Here is a 24,107-nt window from a genome sequence, read left to right as displayed (position 1 = left end):
GCGCAAGGACGCCCGGCCCGGGTTTTACCGATCGGTAACCTAACCGCCGGGCTCCGGTGCCGACAAGAGCGGCCCGAGTGGGCGAAACCGTCGAGATGCAACGTGCGGGCGCTCCGGTTACCGTCGGGATGATGGTCACTACCGGTCAGCCCTCCCCGGCCACCCGCACCGGCCCGCCGCGGCTCCGCTCCGGCACCGACGAGATCGTCACCGGTGTGCTCGGCGACCTCGCCGCCGAGCCCGGCTGGCCCCGCCCGGTCCTGCTCGATCGTGATCTGCTGGTCCTGGTCACCCACGGCCACGGCTCCGCCGAGCTGGACTTCCGGCCGGTTCCCTGCCGTCCGGGCACGCTCCTGCGCGCGCATCCCGGGCAGGCGCTGCGGTGCGTCGGTGCTCAGCTCGACGCGACAGTGGTGGGCTGGCGGCCGGACGCGCTGCGCGGCCTCGACGTCGATCCGGACGCGGTGCCCGCCCACCGCCAGCTCGCCGGTGAGGACGAGGACGCGGTGATCAGCGAGGTGAGCCAGCTCGCCGTGGACGCCGACCGGCACGCGCTGGTGCCGGCCGCCGCGGCGCTGCTGCGCCACCAGCTCGCCGTCCTGCTGCTGCGGCTGAGCCTGCTGCCCCATCCGGGCCACGGCGCGACGCCCCGGGCCGAGACGGAGACGTTCCGGCGGCTGTGCCGGAAGGTGGAACGCCGCTACCGGCACACCCGCCGGGTCGAGGACTACGCCGCCGATCTCGGCTGTTCGGTGCGTACCCTGACCCGGGCCTGTCTGGCGGTGACCGGCCGCAGCGCCAAGCAGGTGATCGACGAGCGGGTCGCGTTGCAGGCACGCCGGCTGCTCGCCGCCACCGACGAGTCGATCGCCGCGATCGGCCGGGAGCTGGGTTTTCCGGAGCCGACGAACTTCGGCCGCTTCTTCACCCGGGAGGTGGGGGTGAGCCCGGGGACGTTCCGGGCCGAGCGCGAACGCCCGCTGCCCGTCCGGCTGGTGCGACCCCGGCCGCCCGCCGACTCCCCCGTGCCGGGCGGCCAGGCATGATGGCACTGTGCAGATCTCCGCGCGCGGTGACTACGCGGTCCGGGCAGCCCTGAGCCTGGCCACCGCGTACCCCACCCTGCTGTCCACCCAGGCCATCGCGGCGGAGCAGGACATGCCGCGCAAGTTCCTCGAGGCGGTCCTGGCCGACCTGCGCCGGGCCGGGGTCGTCCGGGCCCAGCGCGGCGCCGAGGGCGGCTACACGCTGGCCCGGCCGCCGCGTGAGATCACCATCGGGCACGTGTTGCGCGCCGTCGACGGTCCGCTGGCCGGGGTACGCGGGCTGCGCCCCGAGGAGACCCGGTACGAGGGGGCGGCGGAGAACCTGCCCCGCCTCTGGGTGGCGGTGCGTGCCTCGGTGCGCCGGGTGGTCGACGAGGTGAGCCTGGACGAGCTGGTCAGCGGCCGGTTGCCGGCGCACGTGCGCAAGCTGACCGCCCAGCCGGACGCGTGGGAGCCACGCTGACTCACAGCGTGCCGACCACCTCCTCGTAGGGCAGGCGCGGCAGCCGTTCCCGCCAGGCGTCCGGCGCCGGGCGGCCGATGTTCATCAGCAGCAGCACCCGGTGCCGCCCGCCGGGGAAGAACTCCCGTTCCACGCCGGCCGCGTCGAAGCCGGCCATCGGTCCGGCGGCCAGCCCGGCGGCGCGTACGCCGACCACCAGGTAGCCGATCTGGAGCGCGGCGTTGAACCGGGCCTGCGCCTCCCGGCCGGCCGGGTCGCCGGTGAACCAGTCGCGGGCGCCGGGCCGGTGCGGGAACAGTTCGGGCAGCCGGTCGTGCCAGTCCACGTCGGCGGCGAGCACGGCGGTCAGCGGAGCGCCCGCCGTCTTGTCGCGGTTGCCGGCGCTGACGTACGGCAGCAGCCGCGCCCGGGCCGCCGCGGAGCGCAGCAGCAGCACCCGCAGCGGCTGGGCGTTCATCGCTGTCGGGCCGTACCGGATGAGGTCGTGGATGGCGCGGACCTGCTCGTCGCCGACCGGCTCGTCGGTGAACGCGTTTGCCGTGCGGGCCGCCCGGAACAGCAGGTCCTGGGCGGCCCGGTCGAGCGCGATCAGCTCGTCGACGGCGACGGTCACCACGCCTCGGGCCAGTCGCCGAGCGTGGTGGTGTAGCGGCCGGAATGGTGCAGCAGCGGGTCGCCGTCCTCCCCCGCGCCGAGCGCGAGCGGTTCGCCGAGCAGGATGGTGTGGTCGCCCGCGTCGATCCGGCGCACCACCCGGCACAGCAGCACCGCGAGCGCGTCGCCGATCAGCGGCACGCCGAACGGCCCGGTGGTCCAGCCCGGGTGGGCGCTGAACCGGTCGATGCCGCTGGTGGCGAAGATCCGCGCGATCTCCTGCTGCCCGGAGGCGAGCAGGTGCACGGCGACGTGCTCGGCCTGCTCGACGGTGGGCCAGCTCGACGACGCGCGGCCGAGGCAGACCGAGACCAGCGGCGGGTCGAGCGACACCGAGGTGAACGAGGTGGCGGTGAAGCCGGCCGGCGGCAGGTCCGGCCGCATCCGGTTGCCGCGCAGGCCGGGCGTGGTGACCACGGTGACCGTGGACGCCTGGCGGCGCAGCAGACCGCGGAACGAGTCGACGTCGACCGGGCGCAGCTCGACGGTCCCGGCGTCGGGCCGGTCCACGGTGGTCACGACGCCACCAGCTCACGGGTCGCGTAGACGCTGGCCGGCCGGGGCAGGCCGTAGTGCTCGCGCAGGGTGCGCCCGGTGTACGCGGACCGGAACAGCCCGCGCCGGCGCAGCAGTGGTACGACGTGGTCCACGAAGTCCTCCAGTCCGTCGGGTAGCAGTGGTGGCATGACGTTGAAGCCGTCGGCGGCGCCCTGGGTGAACCAGAGCTCGATCTGGTCGGCGATCTGCTCCTGTGTGCCGACCACGACGCGGTGCCCGCGTCCGCCGCCGAGACGGCCGATGAGCTGCCGCAGGGTGAGGCGTTCCCGCCGGGCAAGTTCGACGACGAGCTGGTAGCGGCTCTGGTGGGACTGCACGGTGCCGGCGTCGGGCAGGTCCGGCAGCGGGCCGTCCAGTGGCAGCCCGCTCAGGTCGAGCCCGGTCATGCCGGAGAGCTGGGCGAGAGCGTGCTCGGGCACGATCAGGGCCTCCAACTCGTCGGCGAGGTCGCGGGCCTCCTTCTCCGTACCCCCGATGACCGGCGCGATACCGGGCAGCACCTTGACCAGTTCCGGATCACGGCCGGCGTCGGCGGTGGCTCGTTTCAGCGCGGCGTAGAACGCCTGGGCGTCGGCGAGCGTCTGCTGGGCGGTGAAGACCGCCTCGGCGTACCGGGCGGCGAAGGCGATCCCGTCGGCGGACGAGCCGGCCTGCACCAGCAGCGGCCGGCCCTGCGGCGGGCGGGGCGTGTTCAGCGGCCCGGTCACCCGGAACCGCTCGCCGGTGTGCGCGATCTCGTGCACCCGGCCGGTGTCGGCGAAGACGCCCGCCGTGGTGTCCAGGACCAGCGCGTCGTCCTCCCAGCTGTCCCAGAGCTTGATCGCCACGTCGACGTGCTCGGCGGCCCGCCGGTAGCGGTCGGCGTGCGCCGGGTGGTCGTCGAGGTTGAAGTTGCGGGCCTCCCGGCCCTGCGCCGAGGTGACGATGTTCCAGCCGGCCCGGCCGCCGCTGAGATGATCCAGCGAGGCGAACGCGCGGGCCAGGTTGAACGGTTCGGTGTACGTGGTGGAGGCGGTGGCGATCAGGCCGATGTGCTCGGTCGCGGTGGCGATCGCGGCGAGCAGCGTGATCGGTTCGAAGACGGCCTGGATGTTGTGGCGTACGGCCGGGCCGACGGCGAGCCCGTCGGCGAGGAACACCGAGTCGAGCGTGCCCCGCTCGGCGATGCGGGCCAGTTCCTGGAAGTGGCGTACGTCGGCCAGGCGGCTCGGGTCGGCGCGGGGGTGCCGCCAGGCCGCCTCGTGGTGGCCGACACCCATCAGGAAGGCGTTGAGGTGCAGGGTCCGGGACATGGCGGTTCCTCTCAGGCGGTGGTGACGTCGACGCGCCAGGTGGAGAAGCGGCGTTCCCCGGCGACGAGGAGCTGGTTGACCACCAGCCCGATGGCGGAGATGGTGATGATCCCGGCGTACATGTCGGGGATCGCGAAGTTGTACTGCGCGTAGTTCACGAGGTAGCCGAGCCCGGCCTTCGCACCGACCATCTCGGCGGCGACGAGCACCAGGATCGAGTACGCCCCGGCCAGCCGGACGCCGGTGAACACGGTCGGCACGGACGCCGGGAGGATCACCTTTTGGAACAGCCGCAGGTGGTTCAGCCCCATGGAACGGGCCGAGCGGATCAGCAGCGGGTCGACGCCCTTCACAGCGGCGATGGTGTTGAGCAGGATCGGCCACGAGCAGGCGTAGACCACCAGGGCGATCTTCGACGTCTCACCGAGTCCGAGGATGAGCACGAAGACCGGCAGCAGCGCCAGCGCGGCGGTGTTGCGGAACACCTCCAGCAGCGGGCTGAGCAGGTCCGCGAGCGGCCGGTACCAGCCGATCAGCAGGCCGAGCGGGATGGCGGTGACCACGGCGAGCGCCAGCCCGGTCAGCGAGCGGGTTCCGCTGGCGCCGACGTGGTCGGCGAGCTGCCCGGTGCGCAGCAGTTCCCACCAGGCGGCGAGCACCTCGGACAGCGGGGGCAGGAAGACCCGGTCGACCAGGCCGGCGCGGGGCGCCGTCTCCCAGATCGCCGCCAGCGCCAGCAGCGCGACACTGCGGTGCAGCGCCCGGCCGCCGAGGACGAGCAGGCGTCCGGGCCGGCGGAACGCGACGGCCGGGGCGGGCGGGGCCACCGGCCGGACGGGCGGTGCGGCGACGTCAACCAACGCGGGCCTCCTCGCGTACGGCGGACTGCGCGGCGCGTACCTCGTCGCGCAGCAGCGTCCAGATCTGGTGCCGGTGGTGGCGGAACGCGTCGGTGGACCGGACGTCCTCCTCGGCTTCCCGGTCCCCCAGCTCGATGTCGATGACCTGCTTGATCCGGCCGGGCCGCGAGGTCATCACGGCGACCCGCTGACCGAGGTGCACGGCTTCGTCGATGCCGTGCGTGATGAACACGACGGTCTTCGCGGTGGCCTGCCAGATCCGCACCAGCTCGTCCTGGAGCGAGTCGCGGGTCTGGGCGTCGAGCGCGGCGAACGGCTCGTCCATCAGCAGCACGTCCGGGTCGTACGCGAGGCTGCGGGCGATGGCGACGCGCTGCTTCATGCCGCCGGACAGCTCGTGCGGGTAGCGGTCGGCGAAGCCGGTCAGCCCGACCAGGTCGAGGTGGTACGCGACCAGGTCGGCGCGCTCTGCGCGGGGCATGCCCTTGGCCTCCAGTCCGAACGCGACGTTGCCGGCGGCGGTGCGCCAGGGCAGCAGCGCGTACTGCTGGAAGACGATGCCCCGGTCCAGGCCCGGCCCGGTGACCGGGCGGCCGTCGACGAGCACCTGCCCGGCGGTCGGGGTGGCCAGCCCGCCGAGCAGGTCGAGCAGCGTGGACTTGCCGCAGCCGCTGGGGCCGACGACGACGAGGAACTCGCCGGGGCGTACCCCGAGGGTGAGATCGTCGAGCGCGGCGACCGCGCCGCCGCCGCCACGCCGCCCCGGGAAGACCTTGCGCACCCGGTCGAAGAGGATCTTGTCGGTGCTCATGCGCCACCGCCGGCGGCCGCGTTGAACCGGTTGGTGTAGAGGTCGGACGGCTTCGGCCGTTCGCCCTTGAGTTCGCCGGAGTCGGCCAGCCAGTCGATCCAGGTGGCGAACTCCCGGTCGGTGATGACGCCGCCGGGTTCGGCGACGCCGCTGGACTTCCAGTACTCGACGAGCGTGCTGTCCTCGTTGCGCCCGCGCTCGGTGATGATCGCCTTGAGGCGGGCCACCACCGTCTCGCGCGGTTGGGTGCGCGCCCACTCGATCGCCTTTCCCACGCCGGTGACGAACGTCCGGACGGTGTCCGGGTTACGGGCGAGGAAGTCGTCGCGCAAGACGTAGCTGCCGGCGCTGAACGCCCCGAGGAGTTCGTAGTCGGTGAAGACGGTGCGGATGCCGCCGTTGGCGACCGCCTTGTCGCGGATCACGCCGCCGAGCACGGCGACGTCGATCTGCCGGGCGCGCAGCGACTGCTCGGTGTTCACCGGCGGCAGCGCGACCAGCTCGACCGTGCCGATCTCGGCGGCGGTGAGGCCGCCGCGGGCCAGCCAGGTACGCAGGACGGCCTCGGCGTGCGCGCCGAGCGTGTTCATGCCGACCCGCTTGCCGATCAGGTCGCGCGGGCCGCGGATCGGGCTGCCGTCGAGCACGTAGTAGCCCTGGAAGGTCTGCGCGTCGGAGCCGTAGTAGCTGACCACGGCGGTGATCGGGGCGTTGGCGGCCTGGAGCTTGACGATCGCGCCGTTGAACGCGCCACCGAAGTCGCTCTGGCCGGTGGCGGTGGCCTGGATGTCGGCGGGACCTCCGGTGACGTTGCCGATCCAGTTGAGCTTGACGTCGCCGAGGTAGCCGAGGTCGGCGGCGAGTTCGGGGAGGATCACCTGGCCGACCGAACCCTGGTAGCGCAGTTCCTTGGTCTGTGCGCCGCCGGCGGCGTCGGTGCCGCATGCGGTGGCGGTGGCGAGGGCGAGCAGGGCGACGGCGGCGGTGAGGGCACGCCGCGGCGATCGGGTCGAGGGCATGGCGGAGTCTCCTGATCTGTCCACGGTGCGGTGGAGGGGGCCCGCGTGGGGCGGGCGAGCACGCCGTACCGCGCCGGGCAACGGTGCGCCGGCGGCGGGAACGGACGGGCGGAGAGGGAACGACGAGCGCCAGGCTCAACAGAGCGCGCTCGCGTGCCGGACCAGGTCGACGTGCACGCGAGCGGTGAGGAGGAGCTCGTTCCGCTGCGACATGTCCTCATGCTGCCGACCGCTCTCCATGTCGGTCAATGCCCTTCCACTCAGTGAGACCTTCATCGCTGGCTTTGTTACGACACGCCTCCACCAGCATTTACGACTCCTTAACACCTACCCGATGGATAGAGATTCTGCCGGGCGCGAGTTCCACCGTCCAGAGCGGACCGGGCAGGGTTTCGCGAATCGTCGATCCGGGCATGTTCGATGCCGCGAAGGCAGGGAGACGGCTGCAGAGGCAGGGAGACGAAGGAGGCACCCCGATGGGCGTCCAGTTCCGCAAGCGCAAGAAGTACGGACCGTTGATCCTCCACTTCACCCAGAACGGCTTCTCGTCGTGGAGCATCAAGATCGGCCGCTGGTCCTGGAACTCGAACACCCGCGCCCACCGCGTGGACCTTCCGGGGCCGCTGTCGTGGAAGCAGGACAAGGCCTGACCTTCCCAGGCGACGAGCGGGGGCGCCGGCTGACAGCCGGCGCCCCCGCTCGTCGCCTGGGGGCCGGGTTCGCGGTTCCGCCGACCGGGACGCACCGGTGACCGGAGAATCGCGGCATGGCGGACGTGTCCCTGCGGCGGGTACCACGGCGGGCCGCGGCGGCCTGCCTGCTCATGCTCGTCGGCTACTTCCTGGTGCCGGTCGAGGCCGATCCGAACGGCCTGCGGCTGGTGCTGCGCTCGGCGGGCACCCTGGCCCTGGTGGCGGTGGTCGCGTTCCTGGTCACCGGTCAGGTCCGCCGCCAGCTCGTCCGGGACCAGCCGACCGGCCGGGACGAGGACCGGGCGCTGACCCGGCTCGCGGTCGCGTTGATCGCCGGGCTGCTGGTCTTCGCGCTCGGCGACTACGTGGTGGCGAACACCCGGCCCGGCGAGTTCACCGGCCTGCGGACCCGGGTCGACGCGCTCTACTTCGCGCTGGCGACGCTCACCACGGTCGGCTACGGCGACGTGCACGCCCAGGGCCAGATCGCCCGGGTGGCGGTGTGCGCGCAGATGGCGTTCAGCATCGGCGTGGTCGCCACCGGGGCGTCCGTCGTCGTCAAGCAGATGACCCGGCGTTCGGGCCGGCGCTGATCAGCACGTCCCCGCCGAGCCGGCCGTGCTCCGGGTCGCGGGTCACCGCGTCCGCGGCGACCAGCGAGGCCAGCGCCCGGCTGGCGTCGGCCGCCCGGTAGACGGTCGAGGTGGTGGCGAAGCGGCGGAGCTCGGTGACCGTACGCGGGCCGGAGCGGGACAGCTCGGCAAGCAGTTCCCGGCGCAGCGGGCCGGGATCGGGGTCGAGTGAGATGTCGAGCAGCCGGCCCTGCGGGTCGGCCGGGTCGCGGTAGCGCACGCCGGCGTACTCGTCGACCGCCCAGAGCGCCTCCTTGACCGTCTCCAGCCCTCGGTCGGAGCCGGTGCCGTAGCCGAGCAGCCGGGCTGGGCCGTCCCCGTCCGGCACCAGCTCGACCTCGGTGACGAGCGGGAACCCGGCGTCGGTGAGCGCCGGGCGCAGCGACCGGCCGGGCGCGGTCACCAGCAGCAGCTCGGCCGGACGCCCGGACGCGGCGGCAGCCAGCAGGGCCGGGTCCGGGCCGGCGCCGTCGGCCACGGTGAGCAGCGGCGCACCGGCCGCGCCGGCGGCCTTGAGCGCCACCGGCAGCCGGTCCGGGCCGCCGGGCACCAGGTGCACGGCGACGTCGGGCGGCAGCGCGGCCTCGGCCGCGCCGAGGCGTACCGGCAGGTCGGTGCCGTCGTCGGCCACCACCAGCACGGTCAGGCGCCGCCCGCGCAGCCGGTCGGCGAACTCGGCCACCACCCGCAGCGCCTCCTCCGCGCCGGTGGCGTCGCCCTCGGCGTACGCGAGCGCGAGCGTCGCCCGCCGCGCCCGGTGCAGTGCGGCGGGGAGCCAGTGGTCGAGCCGGCGGACGAGCAGCTCGCGCAGGACGGCGTCGGTGGACATGGTGCCGTTTCTACCGCACCGCGCGGCGGGCCCGGCCGGGAACCCCACTCAGACCGGTACGGAGATGCCCACGCCGCCGCGGGTCTGCCCACCGTAGCGCTGCCGCTCGCGGTCGAGGTCGAGCCGCCCGATCCGGGTCCGCGCGGCGAGCGCGGCGTCGTCGAGCAGGTCGGCCGGGACGATCCAGACGATCTCGAACTCCAGCCCGTCCGGGTCGCGGCCGTAGAGGCTCTTCGTGGTGCCGTGGTCGGACGCGCCGACCAGCGCACCGGCGCCGGCCAGCCGCTCGGCGGTCGCGGCCAGCTCGTCGAGCGTGTCCAGCTCCCAGGCCAGGTGGTAGAGGCCGACGGTGGCCCGGCCGGCCTGGGACGCCCCGGCGGCCGCGCCGACCTCGAACAGGCCGAGGTCGTGGTCGTTGGTGGAGTCGGGCGCCTGGAGGAAGGCGGCGCCGCGGAAGCCCTCGGGCGTCATCGGGACCCGGCGGAAGCCCAGCACGTCGCGGTAGAAGGCGACGCTGCGTTCCAGGTCACTGACGTAGAGGACGGCGTGGTTGAGTCGGTGGATGCCCATGTCACCGACCGTACCCCGGTTTTGTTGAGCGTTCAACTAAATCCGGTATGATGGGCCTCATGACCCGGTGGCTGGACCCCGACGAGCAGCGGACCTGGCGGGCGTACCTGACCGCGTCCCGGGCGTTGATGGAGACGCTCGACCGCGAGCTGCAACGCGACGCGGGCATGCCGCACGCGTACTACGAGATCCTGGTCCGCCTCTCCGAGGCCCCGGGCCGGCGGCTGCGGATGAGCGACCTGGCGGAGCTGACCGGCTCGTCGCGGAGCCGGCTGTCACACGCCGCCGCCCGGCTGGAGGCGTCCGGGTGGATCCGCCGGGAGGACTGCCCCACCGACCGGCGCGGGCAGGTCGCCGTGCTCACCGGCGAGGGCTTCGCCACCCTGGCCGCCGCCGCGCCCGGCCACGTCGAAGGGGTACGCCGGCACCTGTTCGACGCGCTCAGCCCGGCCCAGGTCGACCAGCTCCGCCGGATCAGCGAGACGCTCGCCGACCACCTGACGGATTCGGGACCAAACTGATCCACTCCGGGTCTTGTACATACCGTCGCCGGACGAGCACGATGGGGCGTGTCCTCCGGCTTCGCTGACCTGACCGTCCAGGCGCACCAACTGGTGTCCGAAGGCGACCTCGACGGCGCGCAACGGCTGCTCGCCGACGCGCTCAGCGACGCCGATCCGCGTCCCGGCAACGCATCCCCCGAGCTGGCCGAGGCGGCCGGGCTCCAGGCCCGGGTGCTCGTCGCGCTCGGCGAGCCGCACTCCGCGCGCGGCTGGGCCGCGTTCGCGTACGCGGCGTCCACCCGGCTGTTCGGCCGCTCCGACGAGCGCACCGTCACCGCGGCCGCGACGCTCGCCGCGGTGCTGCACCGGGTCGGCAGCGACGCCCGGGCCGCCCGGCTCTACTCCGACGTGATCATCGAGCTGACCGCCCGCGACGGCCCGGAGTCGCAGCAGGTGCTCGCCGCGCACGCCGACCTGGCCACCGTGGAGTACGCGCGCGGCCAGTGCGAGGTGGCCCGCGACCGGTTGCAGGACGCCTGGGAGCTGCACCGGGAGGTCTACGGCGACGGCCATCCCAGCGGCATCAAGATGCTGGCCAAGCTCGGCGCGATGGAGCGCGACTGCGGCCGGTACGCCGACTCGCACGAGCACCTGACGCTCGCCGAGGAGCTGTGCCGCCTGCACCTGGACACCGACGACCCACTCGCCGCCCAGGTGGCCGGGCTGGCCCGCGCCGCCGCCGACCCGGACCACGTCTGCCCCGCTCCGGCACCCGAGCCGCCGCCCGCCCGGACCGCGCCGGTGGTGCCCGCCGCCCGGGTCCCACCGGCCACCGAGGGGCCGCACGACCTGCCGCCGTACTCGCCACCGGCGCTCGACGACCCGGTCGAGGCGCCGCTCTACCACCCGCCGGGACGGGCCGCCGAGGTCGCGCACGTGCCGACGCCGCGTGCCGCGCCGGAGGCGGACGGCGACGCGTTCGACGACTATCCGTGGCCGCCCGACAGGCCGGCCGAGCAGCCGTGGCGCCCCGGCGCGGACCCGCTGCCGCCCGCCGTGGTCGGGCTCGCCGACGACGAGCCGGACGGCGTACGCCGGGTGCCGCCGCCGCCCGAGGCGCCGTCGCGCTACCTGCCGGTACACGTGCCCCGGCCGCCCGCCGCACCGCGCCGCGCCCGGCCCTGGCTGCCGCTCGTGGTCCTCGGCGTGGCGGTGGCGCTGCTGCTCGGCACCATCGCGGTGATCGCCGGGGTGTCCCGGGTGGACGACGGCCGCGGCACACCGCCACCGGCCTCCAGCGCACCGCAGCCGACCTCCGCCGGTCCCCCGCCGACCACACCGGCCGCCGCCGCGCCCGGCACGCCGCCCGGGAGGTTCACCCTCACCGACCGGCGCGACAGCATCGTGCTGAGCTGGACGTACCCGGCCGGCGCCGAAGGGCCGGTGGTGGTCGCCGGGGGCCGCGCCGGGCAGCCGCAGGGCACGTTCGCCACACTGCCCGCCGGCTCGGCCGACTACATCGCCTACGGGCTCGACCGCACCACCGACTACTGCTTCACGGTGGCGCTCGTCTGGTCCACCGACACGGTCGCCCGCACCGGCCCGGTCTGCACCACACGCCGCCGCTGACCGCTCACTCCGCGTCCGGCTCGGCCAGCGCGGGCAGCCGTACCGTCGCGCGCAGCCCCGGCGCGGCGGCGCCGGGCGTCGCGTCGCCCAGCTCCACGGTGCCGCCGGCCCGGCGCACCAGCTCGCGCACGATGGCCAGGCCCAGGCCCGCGCCGCCCGCGTCGCGGGCCCGAGCGTCGTCGAGACGGGTGAACCGGGCGAACACCCGCTCCCGGTCCGCCGCCGGGACGCCCGGCCCGTCGTCGGCCACCGTGATCAGGTGGTACGCGCTGTCCGGCCCGCTCACGGCCAGTTCCACAGCGGAGTACGCGTGCCGCAGCGCGTTGTCCACCAGGTTCACCAGCACCCGGCGCAGCTCCCCCGCGTCCCCCTCCACCCACAGCGGCCCGTCGGGGGGTGTCAGCCGCACCGGCGGCGACGGGTAGCGGGCGGCCACCGTCCACAACAGCTCGCCCAGCTCCACCGGCCCCACCGGCGACGGCCGCGCGTCCTGCTCGTCCAGGCGGGCCAGCAGCAGCAGGTCGTCGACCAGCCGGCTCAGCCGCTCGGTGTCGGCGAGCAGGTCGTCGGCGACCGCCGGCCAGTCGGTGTCGTCACCGAGACGCCGGGCCACCTCCAACTCGGTGCGCATGTTCGTCAGCGGGCTGCGCAGCTCGTGCGCGGCGTCGGCGACGAACGCCCGCTGCCGGTCCCGGGACGCGGCCAGCCGGTCCAGCATGTCGTTGAGCGTGACCGCGAGCCGGTGGATCTCGTCCTGCCCGGCCGGCACCGGGAGCCGCTCCGTACCGGCCCGCCCGGTGATCTCGGCGGCGCCGCTGCGCAACTGCTCGACCGGCCGGAGCGTCGCGCCCACCACCCGCCAGGCCACCACACCGAGCCCGGCCACCAGCACCGGAAATCCGACGAGCAGCAGGTTGCGGACCACGTGCAGGCTGTGCCGCACGTCGGTGAGCGACTTGGCCACCAGCACCGTACGCGGCTCCTGCGCCGTGCCGGCCGGCACCGTGACCACCCGGACCGGACCGGGCATGCCGGCGCGCCGACCGTCCACCACCAGCCGCTGCCGCTGCCCGGGACGCAGCTCGTCCGGGCCGAGCATCGGCACGAGGCGGTCCGCGTCGATCGAGGCGGCCCGGATGCGGCCCTGCGCGTCGACCACCTGTACCCGCAACTGCCCGCCGGCCACCGGCAGCGGATCCGGCAGCGCGTCCTCGGCGGCCAGCAGCGCCACCGCGTCGGCGGTCCGCGTCGCCTCCTCGTCGACCGAGCGTTGCAACGTCCAGCCCAGCGCGCCGAGCAGCAGCGCCGAGCCGAACGCGAACCCGACCACCAGCCCCAGCACACCGAGCGCGAGCAGCCGGGCCCGCAGGCCGAGGCGCGGCAGCGGGCCGCGTACCCACCGGCTCATGTGGCCAGCCGGTAGCCCGCGCCGCGCACCGTCTCCAGCCGCTCCCGGCCGATCTTGCGGCGCAGGTAGCCGACGTAGACCTCCACCGCGTTCGGGGCGGTGTCGACCGAGGCGTCCCAGACGTGGTCCAGCAGCTCGGTCTTCGACACCACCTCGCCGGGGCGGCGCATCAGGTAGTCCAGCAGCGCGTACTCGCGACTGGTGAGCACGACCTCGGCGTCGGCCCGGGTGACCCGGCGGCGGGCCGGGTCCAGGCGCAGGTCACCGACGGTGAGCACGGCCGGCCGCCGGGGCGCGCCGCGGCGCAGCAACGCCCGCAGCCGGGCCAGCAGCACCACGTACGAGAAGGGCTTGGTGAGGTAGTCGTCGGCGCCGCAGTCCAGGCCGTCGGCCTGGTCGTACTCGCCGTCCTTGGCCGACAGCATCAGCACCGGCAGCCAGCGCCGCTCGGCACGCAGCCGGCGCACCACCTCGTAGCCGGAGAGGCCGGGCAGCATCACGTCGAGGATCATCGCGTCGTACTCGCCGTGCCGGGCCGCGTCCAGCCCGTCCGGCCCGGTGGCCGCCACGTCCACCACGAAGCCCTCCGCCGACAGGCCCCGGCGCAGCGCCGCCGCGAGCCGCGTCTCGTCCTCCACCACCAGCAGTCGCACCGGTCCAGGGTGCCACCACGGGCTCACCCGTAGGGGATCTCCTCAGCGTGGTCACAGCGACCATCGCGCAGCATGGTGCGCAGGAGGTGCACACTATGTCTGTGATGAAGAACCGCGCCGTGCTGCGCTGGCTGGTCCCGGTGACCGCGGGGGTCGCCGTGATCGGCGGTGGCGCCGCCGTCGGCACGTTCGCCGCCGGCGCCGACCCGGCACTGCCGCCGCGCAGCGCCGCCCAGCTCCTGGAAGACCTGCGCACGTCCCGCCTGGACGGGCTCTCCGGCACCGTGGTGCAGCGCGCCGACCTCGGCCTGCCGCCGATCGCCGCGCTCGCCGGCCGGGCCACCGGCAACAACCTGGCCGGGCTGGTGTCCGGCACGCACACGCTGCGCGTCTGGTACGCCGGCGCGGACCGGCAGCGACTCGCCCTGGTCGACACGCTCGGCGAGCAGGACATCCTGCGCAACGGGCGCGACGTCTGGACCTGGAACAGCCGGGAGAACACCGCCACGCACCGGACGCTACCGGCCGACGCCCCGAACCGGGCCACAGTGCCGGCCACCCCGGCCGACGCCGCGGACCGGGCGCTGGAGGCGATCGACCCGACCACGGCGGTCACCGTCGGCCGCACCGCGACGGTGGCCGGGCGCGACGCGTACGAGCTGGTGCTCACCCCGCGCGACAAGGCGTCCCTGGTGCACCAGGTACGGATCGCGCTCGACGCGAAGGAGCACGTGCCGCTGCGCCTGCAGGTGCTCGCCGACGGTCAGGACGAGCCGGCGTTCCAGGTGGCGTTCACCCAGGTCGACTTCCGCACGCCGGAGGCTGACCAGTTCCGGTTCAACCCGCCGCCCGGCGTGAAGGTCACCGAGGCGACCGAGGGCGAGCGGCCCGGACCGGCGGGTAAGCGGTTCGAGAAGTTCGAGAAGAAGGACGCCGGGAAGCCGGACGTGCGTACCGTCGGCACCGGCTGGACCACCGTGGTGGTCGCCAAGATCGGCGACGCGGCGGCGGGCGGCGACGCGAAGCCCGGCGCGGACGCGCCGGACGCGCAGATGCTGGCCGGCGTGCTCGGTGACCTGCCCAAGGTCAGCGGCGACTGGGGCAGCGGCCGGCTGCTCAGCGGCAAGCTGTTCAGCGTGCTGCTGACCGACGACGGCCGGGTGATCGCCGGCCTGGTCACGCCGGAGCGGCTCTACGAGGCGGCCAAGGGCTGAGACATGCCGTGCCCGGGGCTCGGTCGGCTGACGTCGACCGGGCCCCGAGTTGTGTCCGGGCTTGGTCGGGTGGCGGCCGACGCGCTATCTTTCTCAGTTCAGGCACAAAAAAGGAATGGCTTTTGAATGCCATTCCTGCGGCAATTTTAGTCAATGAGGAGCCGGATTGTCAACGCACTCCGACGTGTCGGCTGACCTGCGCCAGGGCGTCGAGATCGGCCGGGAGCAGGAATACGTCTCGATGCTGTACGACCGGCTGGACGGCATGCGGGAACAGGCCGCCCGGCGGCTCGACGAGGAGTTGCGTCACACCGGTGGCACACAGCAGGCCCGGTCGCAGCGCGACTCGACGGTGGCGATGTACGCCGACCAGGTCGAGCAGTTCTCCGCGGTGGAGAGCGGCCTGTGCTTCGGCCGGCTCGACGGCGACGACGACTCGGTCCGCTACATCGGCCGGATCGGCATCTTCGACACCTCCGGCGACTACGACCCGCTGCTGATGGACTGGCGTGCCCCGGCCGCCCGCCCGTTCTACCTGGCCACCGCCGCCAACCCGCAGGGCGTACGCCGCCGCCGTCACCTGCGGACCCGCGACCGCAAGGTGACCGGGCTCAACGACGAGGTGCTGGACATCACCGCCGCCTCCCCCACCGCGCACGAGGAACTGACCGGTGAGGCGTCGCTGCTCGCCGCGCTGAACGCCGGGCGCACCGGGCGGATGCGCGACATCGTCGAGACCATCCAGGCCGAGCAGGACCGGATCATCCGCGCCGACCTGCCGGGCGTGATGGTGGTGCAGGGCGGGCCCGGCACCGGCAAGACGGCGGTGGCGCTGCACCGGGCCGCGTACCTGCTCTACACCCACCGCCAGCAGCTCTCCACCCGGGGCGTGCTGCTGGTCGGCCCGAACGCCACGTTCCTGCGCTACATCTCCCAGGTGCTGCCCACGCTGGCCGAGACCGGCGTGCTGCTGCGCACCCAGGCCGACCTGTTCCCCGGCGTGCACGCCCGGCGTGCGGAGCCCGCCACCACCGCCGCGCTCAAGGGCCGCGCGGTGCTGGCCGAGGTGCTCGCCGCGGCGGTACGCGACCGGCAGTGGGTGCCGGACGAGCCGGTCGCCATCGAGCTGCCGCAGCGGGAGGTGCTGACGCTCGACCCGGAGACCGTCCGGCAGGCCCGCGACCGGGTACGCCGCACCGGCCGCCCGCACAACCTGGCCCGCGCCCTGTTCGACGTGGAGATCGTGCACGCGCTCGCCGACCAGGTGGCCGAGCGGATCGGCGCCGACCCGCTGGGCGGGGAGAACCTGCTCTCCGAGGCCGACCGCGCGGAGATCCGCCGCGAGCTGCGCGAGGAACCGGAGATCCGGGCCGCGCTGGACGAGTTGTGGCCGGTGCTGACCCCGCAACGCCTGCTCGCCGACCTGTACGCCTCGCCGGAGCGGATCGCCACCGCCGCGCCGATGCTCACCGATGCCGAGCGGGCCGCGCTGCACCGCGAGCCGGGCGGCTGGACGCCCGCCGACGTGCCGCTGCTGGACGAGGCAGCCGAACTGCTCGGCGAGGACGAGCGCGCGGCGGTGGCCCGCCGGGAACGCATCCGGGCGCTGGAACGCGAGTACGCCGAGGGCGTGCTGGAGATCTGGCGCGGCTCCCGCTCCATCGACGTCGAGGACGAGGCCGACGGCGGTGAGATCCTCGGCGTCACCGACCTGATCGACGCCGACCGGCTCTCCGAGCGGCAGGAGGAGTCCGACCGGCTCACCACCGCCCAGCGGGCCGCCGCCGACCGCACCTGGGCGTTCGGGCACGTGATCGTGGACGAGGCGCAGGAGCTGTCGCCGATGGCGTGGCGGCTGCTGATGCGCCGCTGCCCGAGCCGGTCCATGACGATCGTCGGCGACGTGGCGCAGACCGGCGCGCTCGCCGGCACCCCGTCGTGGGGCGAGGCGCTGGCGCCGTACGTGGCGGACCGGTGGCGGCTGGAGGAGTTGACGGTCAGCTACCGCACCCCGGCCGAGATCATGGCGGTCGCCGCCGAGGTGCTGGCCGAGATCGACCCGGCGCTGCGGCCACCCCGCTCGGTACGCGCGACCGGCGTACCGCCCTGGGACCGGACCGTGCCGGCGGACCGGCTCGTCGCGGAGCTGGTCGAGGCGACCAGCCGGGAGGCCGCATCGCTCGGTGACGGGCGCCTCGGCGTGCTGGTGCCGACCGGGCGGGTGGACGAGCTGGGCGGCGCGGTGGTGGCGGCGCTGCCGGAGGCGACAGTGGGCGAGCAGCCCGAGCTGGCGAACCGGGTGGTGGTGCTGACCACCGAGCAGGCGAAGGGCTTGGAGTTCGACTCCGTGCTGGTGGTGGACCCGGCCCGCATGGTCTCCGAGTCCCCGAGGGGCAACAGTGACCTCTACGTGGCCCTGACAAGAGCCACCCAACGCCTGGGCATCCTCCGCACCCCATAACCCCCCACCCACCCCACCCGCCCTCGCCCCGTCGATCATGAAGTTAGCGGCCATGTGGATCTCCAAAACCGCCGTCAACTTCATGATCGACGAGTCAAGTGCAGGATCGGCGAGCAGAGGCCAGTGGGGGGGCGGCATCGGTGCCGCCCCCTCCGTCGTTCTGCCTCGGTCAGCCTGGGTTGGGACGGTTGTTGGTGAAGTCGCCTACCTGGGCACCCGTGGCCGAGTTGTCGCTCGTGGAGCCGCCGGCCGGGGTGCTCATGCCACCCGTACCGGCGTCACCGGTCGTCGTGGGCGCCACCTTGCCCCGGTGCTTCTCCGGCTGGCGGGCCAGGCGGCGCACACTGGCCGGTCCCGCCGTACCACCGGTCGTGGTCACCGCGCCCTGACCCCGGGTCGGTCCGCCGTCGCGCAGCACCGTCGGGTCGACGGGTACGTCCGCCGGGTCGTCCGGGTCGAGTTCCTGACGCATCCGCTCCACGTCGGTCTGCGGCACCGTGACCTCGTCCAGCGCGCCCTCGCCGTACACGCCTCCGGCGACCCGCTGCTCGGCCCGCCGGGCGGCGTCCTGCCGCATGTCGTCCTCACGCACGTCAACCACCTCGCAGGTGTGTCGGGGTATCGGTCCGGCGTGCCCGAGGCTGGGTGGCTGAAACCGGAACCGGCGACGAGAGGTCCGGTACGTGCCCGGATGTCGGGCTTCAGAACACCATGCCGATCGGCGGTTACCTTGTCTCCGGCCTCGGGTAGACCCAGGTTGCCCCGCCACAGAGCGCGAACCGCGCCGTGGCCGACCTGCGGTAGCGGGGCGAGGGTGTACGAGGTAACGACTCATCAAATCCTGAGGAGGACCAGATGAGCACGCAGGCTGCATCCACCAGGCCGATGAACCGGCCGATGTCCGACGTCCAGAACCGGTCGAACATGCAGGACACGTCGACCCGAAACATGCCGTCGATGCACGACGGTCACCGGGAGCCGATGCCGTCCCCGGGCACGGAGACGAAGCAGGCGTTGCTGACCACCGAGTTCTGGGTGTACGCCGCAGCTGTCGCGCTCGTCGCGATCGCCGCGTTCTGGAAGGGCACCACCGCCAACGGCCTGAACATCAACAACCCGAACCAGGCCTGGTGGTACCTGACCGCGCTGACCGGCGCGTACCTGGTCAGCCGGGGCTTGTCGAAGGCGGGCAGCGCGCACCGCTCCGGCAAGGAGCGTCGCGGGCGTTGATTGCACGCCGCGTGAACGGCGACGCCCCCGGGATCCGTCCCGGGGGCGTCGTCGCGTGTGCTCACTCCCCGCCGAAGTCCCCGAAGTCCTCGTCGCCGCCGTCGAACGCCTCTTCGATCAGCTCACCGGCGACCAGGCCGCCGGCGACACCGAGCGCGGCGCCCGCGACCACGCCACCCATGCCCGGGCCGCGCCGACCGTGGCCGGCGTAGCCGTGCTGGCCCGGGTAGCCGTGCCCGCCGGGCGGCATGCCGAAGCCCTGGGCCCGCAGGTTGCCGTAGCGGCCGGTGATCTCCCGCAGCCAGCCGTCGACGACCTGCACCCAGTCGGTACGGGCGGCGTCACTGTGCGGAACCGAGTAGCGGCCGATCACGTCGTGTCCGGGGCGGAGGAAGCCGCCGCGCTTGTCGCACTCCAGGATCAGCTCGACGCCCTGCTGGCTGGTCACGAACGTCAGCTCGACCTCGGTGACCGTCTGCGCGTACTGCGGCGCGGCGAAGAACTCGATCTCCTGGTAGAACGGCAGCGTCTGCGGCACCCCGTAGATCTGGCCCCGCTCCAGGTCGGCGTGCTTGAACCGGAAGCCGAGCGCCTGGAACGCGTCGAGGATCCGCTCGTGGACCGGCAGCGGGTGCACCGACACCTGGTCCAGGTCGGACTTGTCGACAGCGCGCGCCACCGCCACCTCGGTACGCAGGCCCATGGTCATGCCGTGCAGGCGCTGGCCGTACACGTCGGTGATCGGGGTCTCCCACGGCACCGGCATCTGGAACGGGATGGAGAGCTGCTGCTTCGGAGCCAGCTCGAAGGCGCCGCTGACCGGCATCCGGTGGAACTCCATCACGCCCGCGTACTCGTGGTCGCCGCTCTCGATCTCGACCCGGGTCACCAGACCGATGGCGATCTGCTCGATGCGGGCCGGCGCGTCGCCGCCGACGAGGTTCACGCGCCCGTCCAGGGCCAGGCCCGGGCGGGTGTTCGGGTTGCTGAGCACCGTGTCGACGCTCGGGCCACCCACGCCGAACGCGCTCAACATCTTCTTGAAGACCATCGGTCACTCCCGTGCGACTGCGCTCCGACATGGACCGTCGGGCACTGGTCAGGGCACCCTAGACGGCGGGGCTGAGAAGTGGCTGTGAGGCACGCCGTGGTCTCAGTCCGCGCGGACGACCATCAGCTCGCCGACCTGCTCACCGAGTTGCCGGCGGGCGTCCGGCGGCAGGCCGCCGTCGGTGATCAGCACGTCGGCCTCCTCCAGCGGGGCGATGGTGGCGATGCCGATGGTCTCCCACTTGGTGTGGTCGGCGAGCACCACCAGCCGCCGCGCGGACCCGATCAGCCGCCGGTTCACCGCCGCCTCCAGCAGGTTCGGCGTGGTGAACCCGGTACGCGGGCTCATCCCGTGCACGCCGAGGAAGAGCAGGTCGACGTTGAGCGCGGCGATGGCCGCCTCGGCGACCGGGCCGGTCAGCGCGTCCGACGGGGTACGGATGCCGCCGGTCAGCACCACGGTCTGGTCGGCGCGCGGGTCCTGGTAGAGCGCGTCGGCCACCGGAATCGAGTTGGTGACCACCGTGAGCCCACGTACCTCGGCCAGCCGCGCCGCCAGCGCGGCGGTGGTGGTGCCGGCGGACAGAGCCACCGCCATACCCGGCTCGACCAGGCCGGCGGCGCGCTCCACGATGGCGCGCTTCTCGGCCTGCTGCCGGACCGACTTGGCGGCGAAGCCGGGCTCCTCGGTGGAGCCGGGCCCGGCCAGCGTCGCACCGCCGTGCACCTTGTCGATCAGGCCGCGATCGGCCAGCACCTCCAGGTCGCGGCGGATCGTCATGTCGGACACCCCGAAGCGGCTGACCAGGTGACTGACCCGGACGCCGCCACGCTGGCGGATCAACTCCAGGATGGCGCTCTGCCGTTGCTGGGCGAGCATGGGGACCTCCTCGGCGCGCACGGCAGGGTACCGGTCAGGCGGTCGCGGGCACCGGCGCGGGCTCCTCGCGGACCACCGCCACCTCGCCCGCGGGCACCTCCAGCTCACCGTCGCAGCGCACGCCGCCGAGCAGTTCGACGCCGGTGACCGCCAGCCGGGCCGGCCCGGTGGTGTGGTTGACCACGAACAGCCAGCTCCGGTCCGCCGAGCGGCGGCGGACCACCTCCACCCCGGCCGGCACGCTCACCGGCGGACGTACGCCGGTCTCGGCGAGCAGCCGCGCCACCAGCCGATCGGTGGCCTCGTCGTCGAGCCGGGTGCCGACGTACCAGGCGGCGCCCGCGCCGACCGCGTTCCGGGTCAGCGCCGGCACACCGGGCAGGGGCCCGTCGGCGTACGCGGCCAGCACCTCCGCGCCCTCGGCGTGCAGCCACTCGGTCCACACGTCGGCGCGGGCGCCGTCGTCGAGGCGTACCGTCTCGCCGTCCCGCAGCGGGAAGAACTCCTCGACGCGTACGCCGAGCAGTTCCCGGAACGCGCCGGGGTAGCCGCCGAGCCGGATGTGGTCGTGCTCGTCGACGATGCCGCTGAAGTAGGTGACCAGCGCGGTGCCGCCGGCCTCCACGAACCGGCGCAGCGCGGCGGCGTCGGCGTCGCGGACGAGGTAGAGCGTGGGCGCCAGCACGAGCCGGTAGCGGGACAGGTCGGCGGACGGGTGGGCCACGTCGGCGGTGACCCCGGCCCGCCACAGCGCGGCGTGCAGCGCGGACAACCGGTCGGTGTAGGCGACGTCGACGCTCGGGTGGGAGTCGAGTTCGGCGCCCCACCACGCCTCGTAGTCGAACAGGATCGCCACGTCGGCTTCCACGCGACTGCCGCGTACCTCCGCCAGCGCGCGCAGGTCGGCGCCGAGCCGGCAGACCTCGCGGAACACCTTGGTGTCCGGCCCGGCGTGCGGGACCAGCGCGGAGTGGAACTTCTCCGCGCCGGCCCGGGAGGCCCGCCACTGGAAGAACAGCACCCCGTCGGCGCCGCGCGCGACGTGGGCGAGGCTGTTGCGGCGCATCTGGCCCGGCGTCTTGGCCACGTTGCGGGGTTGCCAGTTGACCGCGCTGGTGGAGTGTTCCATCAGCAGCCACGGCGCGCCGCCGGCGACGCCCCGGGTGTGGTCGGCGGCCAGCGCCAGGTCGACCTGCGGCTGCGGGTCGGCGGCGCTGAGGTAGTGGTCGTTGGAGACCACGTCCACGTCGGAGGCCCAGGAGTGGTAGTCCAGGTACTTGATGCCGGTGCCGATCATGAAGTTCGTGGTGACCGGCTGCGGGACGAGCCGGTTCAGCAGCTCCCGCTCGGCGCGCAACTGCGCGCGCTGCTCGTCGGAGGAGAACCGCAGGAAGTCCAGCTGCTGCGTCGGGTTGGCGAACGTCGGCGCGGTACGCGGCGGGTTGATCTCGGCCCAGTCGTGGTAGCGCTGGCTCCAGAACGCGGTGCCCCAGGCCGCGTTGAGCGAGTCCAGGTCGCCGTAGCGCGCGCGCAGCCAGCCGCGGAACGCCTCGGCGCTGACGTCGCAGTAGCAGTGCACGTTGTGGCAGCCGAGTTCGTTGGAGACGTGCCAGAGCACCACGGCGGGGTGCCGCGCGTACCGCCGGGCGACGGCCTCGACCAGGGCCAGCGAGTGGCCCCGGAAAACCGGCGAGCTGGGGCAGTACGCCTGCCGGCCGCCGGGCCAGAGCACCGTGCCGTCGGCCCGGCGGGGCAGCGTCTCCGGGTGCCGGTGCGCCAGCCACGGCGGCGGGCTGGCGGTGGCGGTGGCCAGGTCGACGCTGATGCCGCCGTCGTGCAGCAGGTCGATCGCCTTGTCGAGCCAGTCGAAGACGTACCGGCCGGGGGCGGGCTCCAGCAGGGCCCAGGAGAAGATGCCGACCGAGACCAGGCTGACCCCGGCCCGGCGCATGAGTGCGACGTCCTCGGCCCACGTCTGCTCGGGCCACTGCTCCGGGTTGTAGTCGGCGCCGTACCAGATGCCCTCGCCGTGCCAGTTCCGCATGACAGCAGAGGTTGCCCCCGAACAGCACCCAAGTCAACACTTTCCAACATCGACTGAGGTTCCAACGTTTACCGACGCTTTGCCCTGCCTCAGCGGCAGCAGCGCCGTCTTTTTGCCCTCTTGACAGCGCCGCGCCAAGGGGTAGCTTCAAGCGCCACCGGCTGTTTGTGTTCGGACGTGTGGATTCTCGGTGGATCTGCCCCGGCCGACACGAACACCGCCCACCGCCCACCGCCACGGTCCATGAGCGCAGCGCACCTCTTCCACGCAGGAGGCACCATGTCCCGTCCCCGCTCACAAGCCGAATACCTCGCCCGGCTCGTACCCCCGTCCGTCGCCGGCCTGAACCGGCGCTCGCTGCTCGCCGGCGCGGGGGCGCTGCTCGGCACCGGACTGCTCGCCGGCTGCGGCGACTCCGGGTCGGGCGGGGACGCCAAGAGCGTCTCGCTCGGCTCGAACCAGTCGGACCCCAAGCCCAAGGACGTCGTCGCGAAGGTGATGGACGGCTTCAAGACGTCCTCCGGGGTGACCGTCAACATCAACACGGTCGACCACAACACCTTCCAGGAGAACATCAACAACTACCTGCAGGGCAAGCCGGACGACGTGTTCACCTGGTTCGCCGGCTACCGGATGCGGTTCTTCGCCGCAAAGGGCCTGGCCGGTGACCTCAGCGACGTGTGGGGCAAGCTCGACGGCTACTCCGACGCGTTCAAGAAGGCGTCCACAGGCGACGACGGCAAGCAGTACTTCGTGCCGGCGTCGTACTACCCGTGGGCGGTCTTCTACCGCAAGTCGGTGTGGCAGCAGCGCGGCTACGAGGTGCCGAAGACGCTCGACGACCTGAACACGCTCGGCGCGCGGATGAAGAAGGACGGGCTGAACCCGATCGCGTTCGCCGACAAGGACGGCTGGCCGGCGATGGGCACGTTCGACATCCTCAACCTGCGGATCAACGGCTACCAGTTCCACGTCGACCTGATGGCCGGCAAGGAGGCGTGGACCTCCGACAAGGTGAAGAAGGTCTTCGACACCTGGGCCGGGCTGCTCCCCCTGCACCAGCCGGACTCGCTCGGCCGCACCTGGCAGGAGGCCGCCCAGTCGCTGCAGCAGAAGAAGAGCGGCATGTACCTGCTCGGCCTGTTCGTCGGCCAGCAGTTCAGCGGCGCCGACCTGGAGGACCTGGACTTCTTCACGTTCCCCGAGGTCGACTCCACGATCGGCGCGAAGGCCCTGGACGCCCCGATCGACGGCTACATGATGGCCCGCAAGCCGAAGTCCAAGGACGCGGCGGAGAAGCTGCTGACGTACCTCGGCTCCAAGGAGGCGGCGGACATCACCGTGAAGAACGACCCGAGCACGCTGGTGGCCAACAGCGGCGCGGACACCGGCGCCTACACCGCGCTGCAGAAGAAGGCCGCCGATCTGGTCGGCTCCGCCACCGAGATCGCCCAGTTCCTCGATCGCGACACCCGGCCGGACTTCGCCTCCACCGTGATGATCCCGGCGTTGCAGCAGTTCATCAAGGACCCGAAGGACATCAGCGGGCTGCTCACCAGCATCGAGAACCAGAAGAAGTCGATCTTCACAAGCTGACGGCGGAAGGGGG

Annotated in this window: 25 protein-coding genes; 10 read left to right on the top strand and 15 right to left on the bottom strand. The window is 73.3% G+C overall.

All coding sequences use genetic code 11. The annotated features are described in order from the left end of the window. Positions 1–128 precede the first annotated feature (128 nt). Both ACFYON_RS27940 and ACFYON_RS27935 read left to right on the top strand, forming a co-directional pair. Positions 129–1,046: an AraC family transcriptional regulator gene (locus ACFYON_RS27940; protein ID WP_354874753.1), complete on the top strand. Its 918-nt coding sequence runs from the start codon at positions 129–131 to the stop codon at positions 1,044–1,046. A gap of 7 nt (positions 1,047–1,053) precedes the next feature. Next, positions 1,054–1,509 (top strand): Rrf2 family transcriptional regulator, encoded by a 456-nt coding sequence (locus ACFYON_RS27935; RefSeq protein ID WP_013284925.1) that lies wholly within the window; start codon positions 1,054–1,056, stop codon positions 1,507–1,509. 1 nt (position 1,510) lies between these two features. Here the strand turns inward: ACFYON_RS27935 and ACFYON_RS27930 are convergent, their stop codons facing one another. The 7 genes from ACFYON_RS27930 to ACFYON_RS27900 form a co-directional block, all read right to left on the bottom strand. After that, on the bottom strand, positions 1,511–2,122 hold the full coding sequence (locus tag ACFYON_RS27930; RefSeq protein WP_354874756.1) for a malonic semialdehyde reductase: 612 nt from the start codon (positions 2,120–2,122) through the stop codon (positions 1,511–1,513). Continuing rightward, complete coding sequence (locus ACFYON_RS27925; RefSeq protein ID WP_354874758.1) at positions 2,119–2,682, bottom strand: flavin reductase family protein; 564 nt, start codon at positions 2,680–2,682, stop codon at positions 2,119–2,121. Before ACFYON_RS27925 ends, ACFYON_RS27930 begins: the two co-directional genes overlap by 4 nt. Next, on the bottom strand, positions 2,679–4,013 hold the full coding sequence (locus ACFYON_RS27920; RefSeq protein ID WP_387188888.1) for an LLM class flavin-dependent oxidoreductase: 1,335 nt from the start codon (positions 4,011–4,013) through the stop codon (positions 2,679–2,681). The genes ACFYON_RS27925 and ACFYON_RS27920 overlap by 4 nt, the downstream gene beginning before the upstream one ends. An 11-nt stretch (positions 4,014–4,024) precedes the next feature. After that, positions 4,025–4,873 (bottom strand): ABC transporter permease, encoded by an 849-nt coding sequence (locus tag ACFYON_RS27915; RefSeq protein ID WP_357711929.1) that lies wholly within the window; start codon positions 4,871–4,873, stop codon positions 4,025–4,027. Beyond that, positions 4,866–5,684: an ABC transporter ATP-binding protein gene (locus ACFYON_RS27910; RefSeq protein WP_355097164.1), complete on the bottom strand. Its 819-nt coding sequence runs from the start codon at positions 5,682–5,684 to the stop codon at positions 4,866–4,868. The genes ACFYON_RS27915 and ACFYON_RS27910 overlap by 8 nt, the downstream gene beginning before the upstream one ends. After that, positions 5,681–6,703, bottom strand: coding sequence for an ABC transporter substrate-binding protein (locus ACFYON_RS27905; protein ID WP_354874766.1), 1,023 nt, complete (start codon positions 6,701–6,703; stop codon positions 5,681–5,683). The genes ACFYON_RS27910 and ACFYON_RS27905 overlap by 4 nt, the downstream gene beginning before the upstream one ends. 135 nt (positions 6,704–6,838) lie before the next feature. Next, positions 6,839–6,916 carry a putative leader peptide gene (locus tag ACFYON_RS27900; RefSeq protein WP_355097166.1) on the bottom strand — a complete coding sequence of 26 codons (78 nt, stop codon included), beginning with the start codon at positions 6,914–6,916 and terminating at the stop codon, positions 6,839–6,841. A gap of 263 nt (positions 6,917–7,179) precedes the next feature. Between ACFYON_RS27900 and ACFYON_RS27895 the strand changes: the two genes are divergently transcribed. Continuing rightward, entirely contained in the window at positions 7,180–7,353 is a 174-nt protein-coding gene (locus ACFYON_RS27895; RefSeq protein WP_064498970.1) for a DUF4236 domain-containing protein, read from the top strand. A gap of 116 nt (positions 7,354–7,469) precedes the next feature. Next, positions 7,470–7,988, top strand: a complete 519-nt coding sequence (locus tag ACFYON_RS27890) for a potassium channel family protein (RefSeq protein ID WP_357711606.1) — start codon at positions 7,470–7,472, stop codon at positions 7,986–7,988. Here ACFYON_RS27890 and ACFYON_RS27885 read toward each other — a convergent pair. Both ACFYON_RS27885 and ACFYON_RS27880 read right to left on the bottom strand, forming a co-directional pair. Continuing rightward, entirely contained in the window at positions 7,954–8,856 is a 903-nt protein-coding gene (locus tag ACFYON_RS27885; RefSeq protein WP_354874648.1) for a hypothetical protein, read from the bottom strand. The two genes, ACFYON_RS27890 and ACFYON_RS27885, sit on opposite strands and share 35 nt — an antisense overlap. A gap of 48 nt (positions 8,857–8,904) precedes the next feature. Then, positions 8,905–9,426 (bottom strand): VOC family protein, encoded by a 522-nt coding sequence (locus tag ACFYON_RS27880; protein ID WP_354874650.1) that lies wholly within the window; start codon positions 9,424–9,426, stop codon positions 8,905–8,907. A gap of 50 nt (positions 9,427–9,476) precedes the next feature. On the opposite strand from ACFYON_RS27880, the gene ACFYON_RS27875 reads away from it, so the two are divergent. Together ACFYON_RS27875 and ACFYON_RS27870 are read left to right on the top strand one after the other, a co-directional pair. Further along, the gene (locus ACFYON_RS27875) at positions 9,477–9,947 is read left to right on the top strand and encodes a MarR family transcriptional regulator (RefSeq protein ID WP_354874652.1); all 471 of its coding nucleotides are present in this window, start codon (positions 9,477–9,479) and stop codon (positions 9,945–9,947) included. A gap of 48 nt (positions 9,948–9,995) precedes the next feature. After that, complete coding sequence (locus ACFYON_RS27870) at positions 9,996–11,558, top strand: tetratricopeptide repeat protein (protein ID WP_354874654.1); 1,563 nt, start codon at positions 9,996–9,998, stop codon at positions 11,556–11,558. A gap of 4 nt (positions 11,559–11,562) precedes the next feature. Here ACFYON_RS27870 and ACFYON_RS27865 read toward each other — a convergent pair whose 3' ends face one another. Continuing rightward, a complete protein-coding gene (locus ACFYON_RS27865) occupies positions 11,563–12,966 on the bottom strand; it encodes a HAMP domain-containing sensor histidine kinase (protein ID WP_354874656.1) in 1,404 nt (467 codons plus the stop codon). Continuing rightward, complete coding sequence (locus ACFYON_RS27860) at positions 12,963–13,619, bottom strand: response regulator transcription factor (RefSeq protein WP_354874658.1); 657 nt, start codon at positions 13,617–13,619, stop codon at positions 12,963–12,965. Before ACFYON_RS27860 ends, ACFYON_RS27865 begins: the two co-directional genes overlap by 4 nt. A 95-nt stretch (positions 13,620–13,714) precedes the next feature. Here ACFYON_RS27860 and ACFYON_RS27855 point away from each other — a divergent pair, with 95 nt between their 5' ends. Next, positions 13,715–14,833 carry a sigma-E factor regulatory protein RseB domain-containing protein gene (locus ACFYON_RS27855; RefSeq protein WP_354874660.1) on the top strand — a complete coding sequence of 373 codons (1,119 nt, stop codon included), beginning with the start codon at positions 13,715–13,717 and terminating at the stop codon, positions 14,831–14,833. Between the two features lie 241 nt (positions 14,834–15,074). After that, positions 15,075–17,294, top strand: coding sequence for an AAA family ATPase (locus tag ACFYON_RS27850; RefSeq protein WP_354874716.1), 2,220 nt, complete (start codon positions 15,075–15,077; stop codon positions 17,292–17,294). A gap of 169 nt (positions 17,295–17,463) precedes the next feature. Here ACFYON_RS27850 and ACFYON_RS27845 read toward each other — a convergent pair whose 3' ends face one another. Further along, on the bottom strand, positions 17,464–17,886 hold the full coding sequence (locus tag ACFYON_RS27845) for a hypothetical protein (RefSeq protein ID WP_175438907.1): 423 nt from the start codon (positions 17,884–17,886) through the stop codon (positions 17,464–17,466). A 263-nt stretch (positions 17,887–18,149) separates the two neighbouring features. On the opposite strand from ACFYON_RS27845, the gene ACFYON_RS27840 reads away from it, so the two are divergent. After that, complete coding sequence (locus ACFYON_RS27840; RefSeq protein ID WP_354874662.1) at positions 18,150–18,524, top strand: hypothetical protein; 375 nt, start codon at positions 18,150–18,152, stop codon at positions 18,522–18,524. Positions 18,525–18,585: 61 nt separating this feature from the next. Here the strand turns inward: ACFYON_RS27840 and ACFYON_RS27835 are convergent, their stop codons facing one another. The 3 genes from ACFYON_RS27835 to ACFYON_RS27825 form a co-directional block, all read right to left on the bottom strand. Further along, entirely contained in the window at positions 18,586–19,575 is a 990-nt protein-coding gene (locus tag ACFYON_RS27835) for a sporulation protein (RefSeq protein WP_354874664.1), read from the bottom strand. Positions 19,576–19,677: 102 nt separating this feature from the next. Continuing rightward, complete coding sequence (locus ACFYON_RS27830; RefSeq protein WP_354874666.1) at positions 19,678–20,454, bottom strand: DeoR/GlpR family DNA-binding transcription regulator; 777 nt, start codon at positions 20,452–20,454, stop codon at positions 19,678–19,680. Between the two features lie 34 nt (positions 20,455–20,488). Next, positions 20,489–22,498, bottom strand: a complete 2,010-nt coding sequence (locus tag ACFYON_RS27825) for a beta-galactosidase (RefSeq protein ID WP_387190748.1) — start codon at positions 22,496–22,498, stop codon at positions 20,489–20,491. 279 nt (positions 22,499–22,777) lie between these two features. Between ACFYON_RS27825 and ACFYON_RS27820 the strand changes: the two genes are divergently transcribed. Beyond that, complete coding sequence (locus ACFYON_RS27820; protein WP_387190750.1) at positions 22,778–24,094, top strand: ABC transporter substrate-binding protein; 1,317 nt, start codon at positions 22,778–22,780, stop codon at positions 24,092–24,094. The last annotated feature ends 13 nt before the right edge of the window (positions 24,095–24,107 follow it).

This window comes from Micromonospora sp. NPDC005686 (assembly GCF_042871665.1).
GTDB lineage: Bacteria > Actinomycetota > Actinomycetes > Mycobacteriales > Micromonosporaceae > Micromonospora.
Note: the sequence above shows the minus strand (reverse complement) of the source record. Positions and strands in the feature narration are given on the sequence as shown.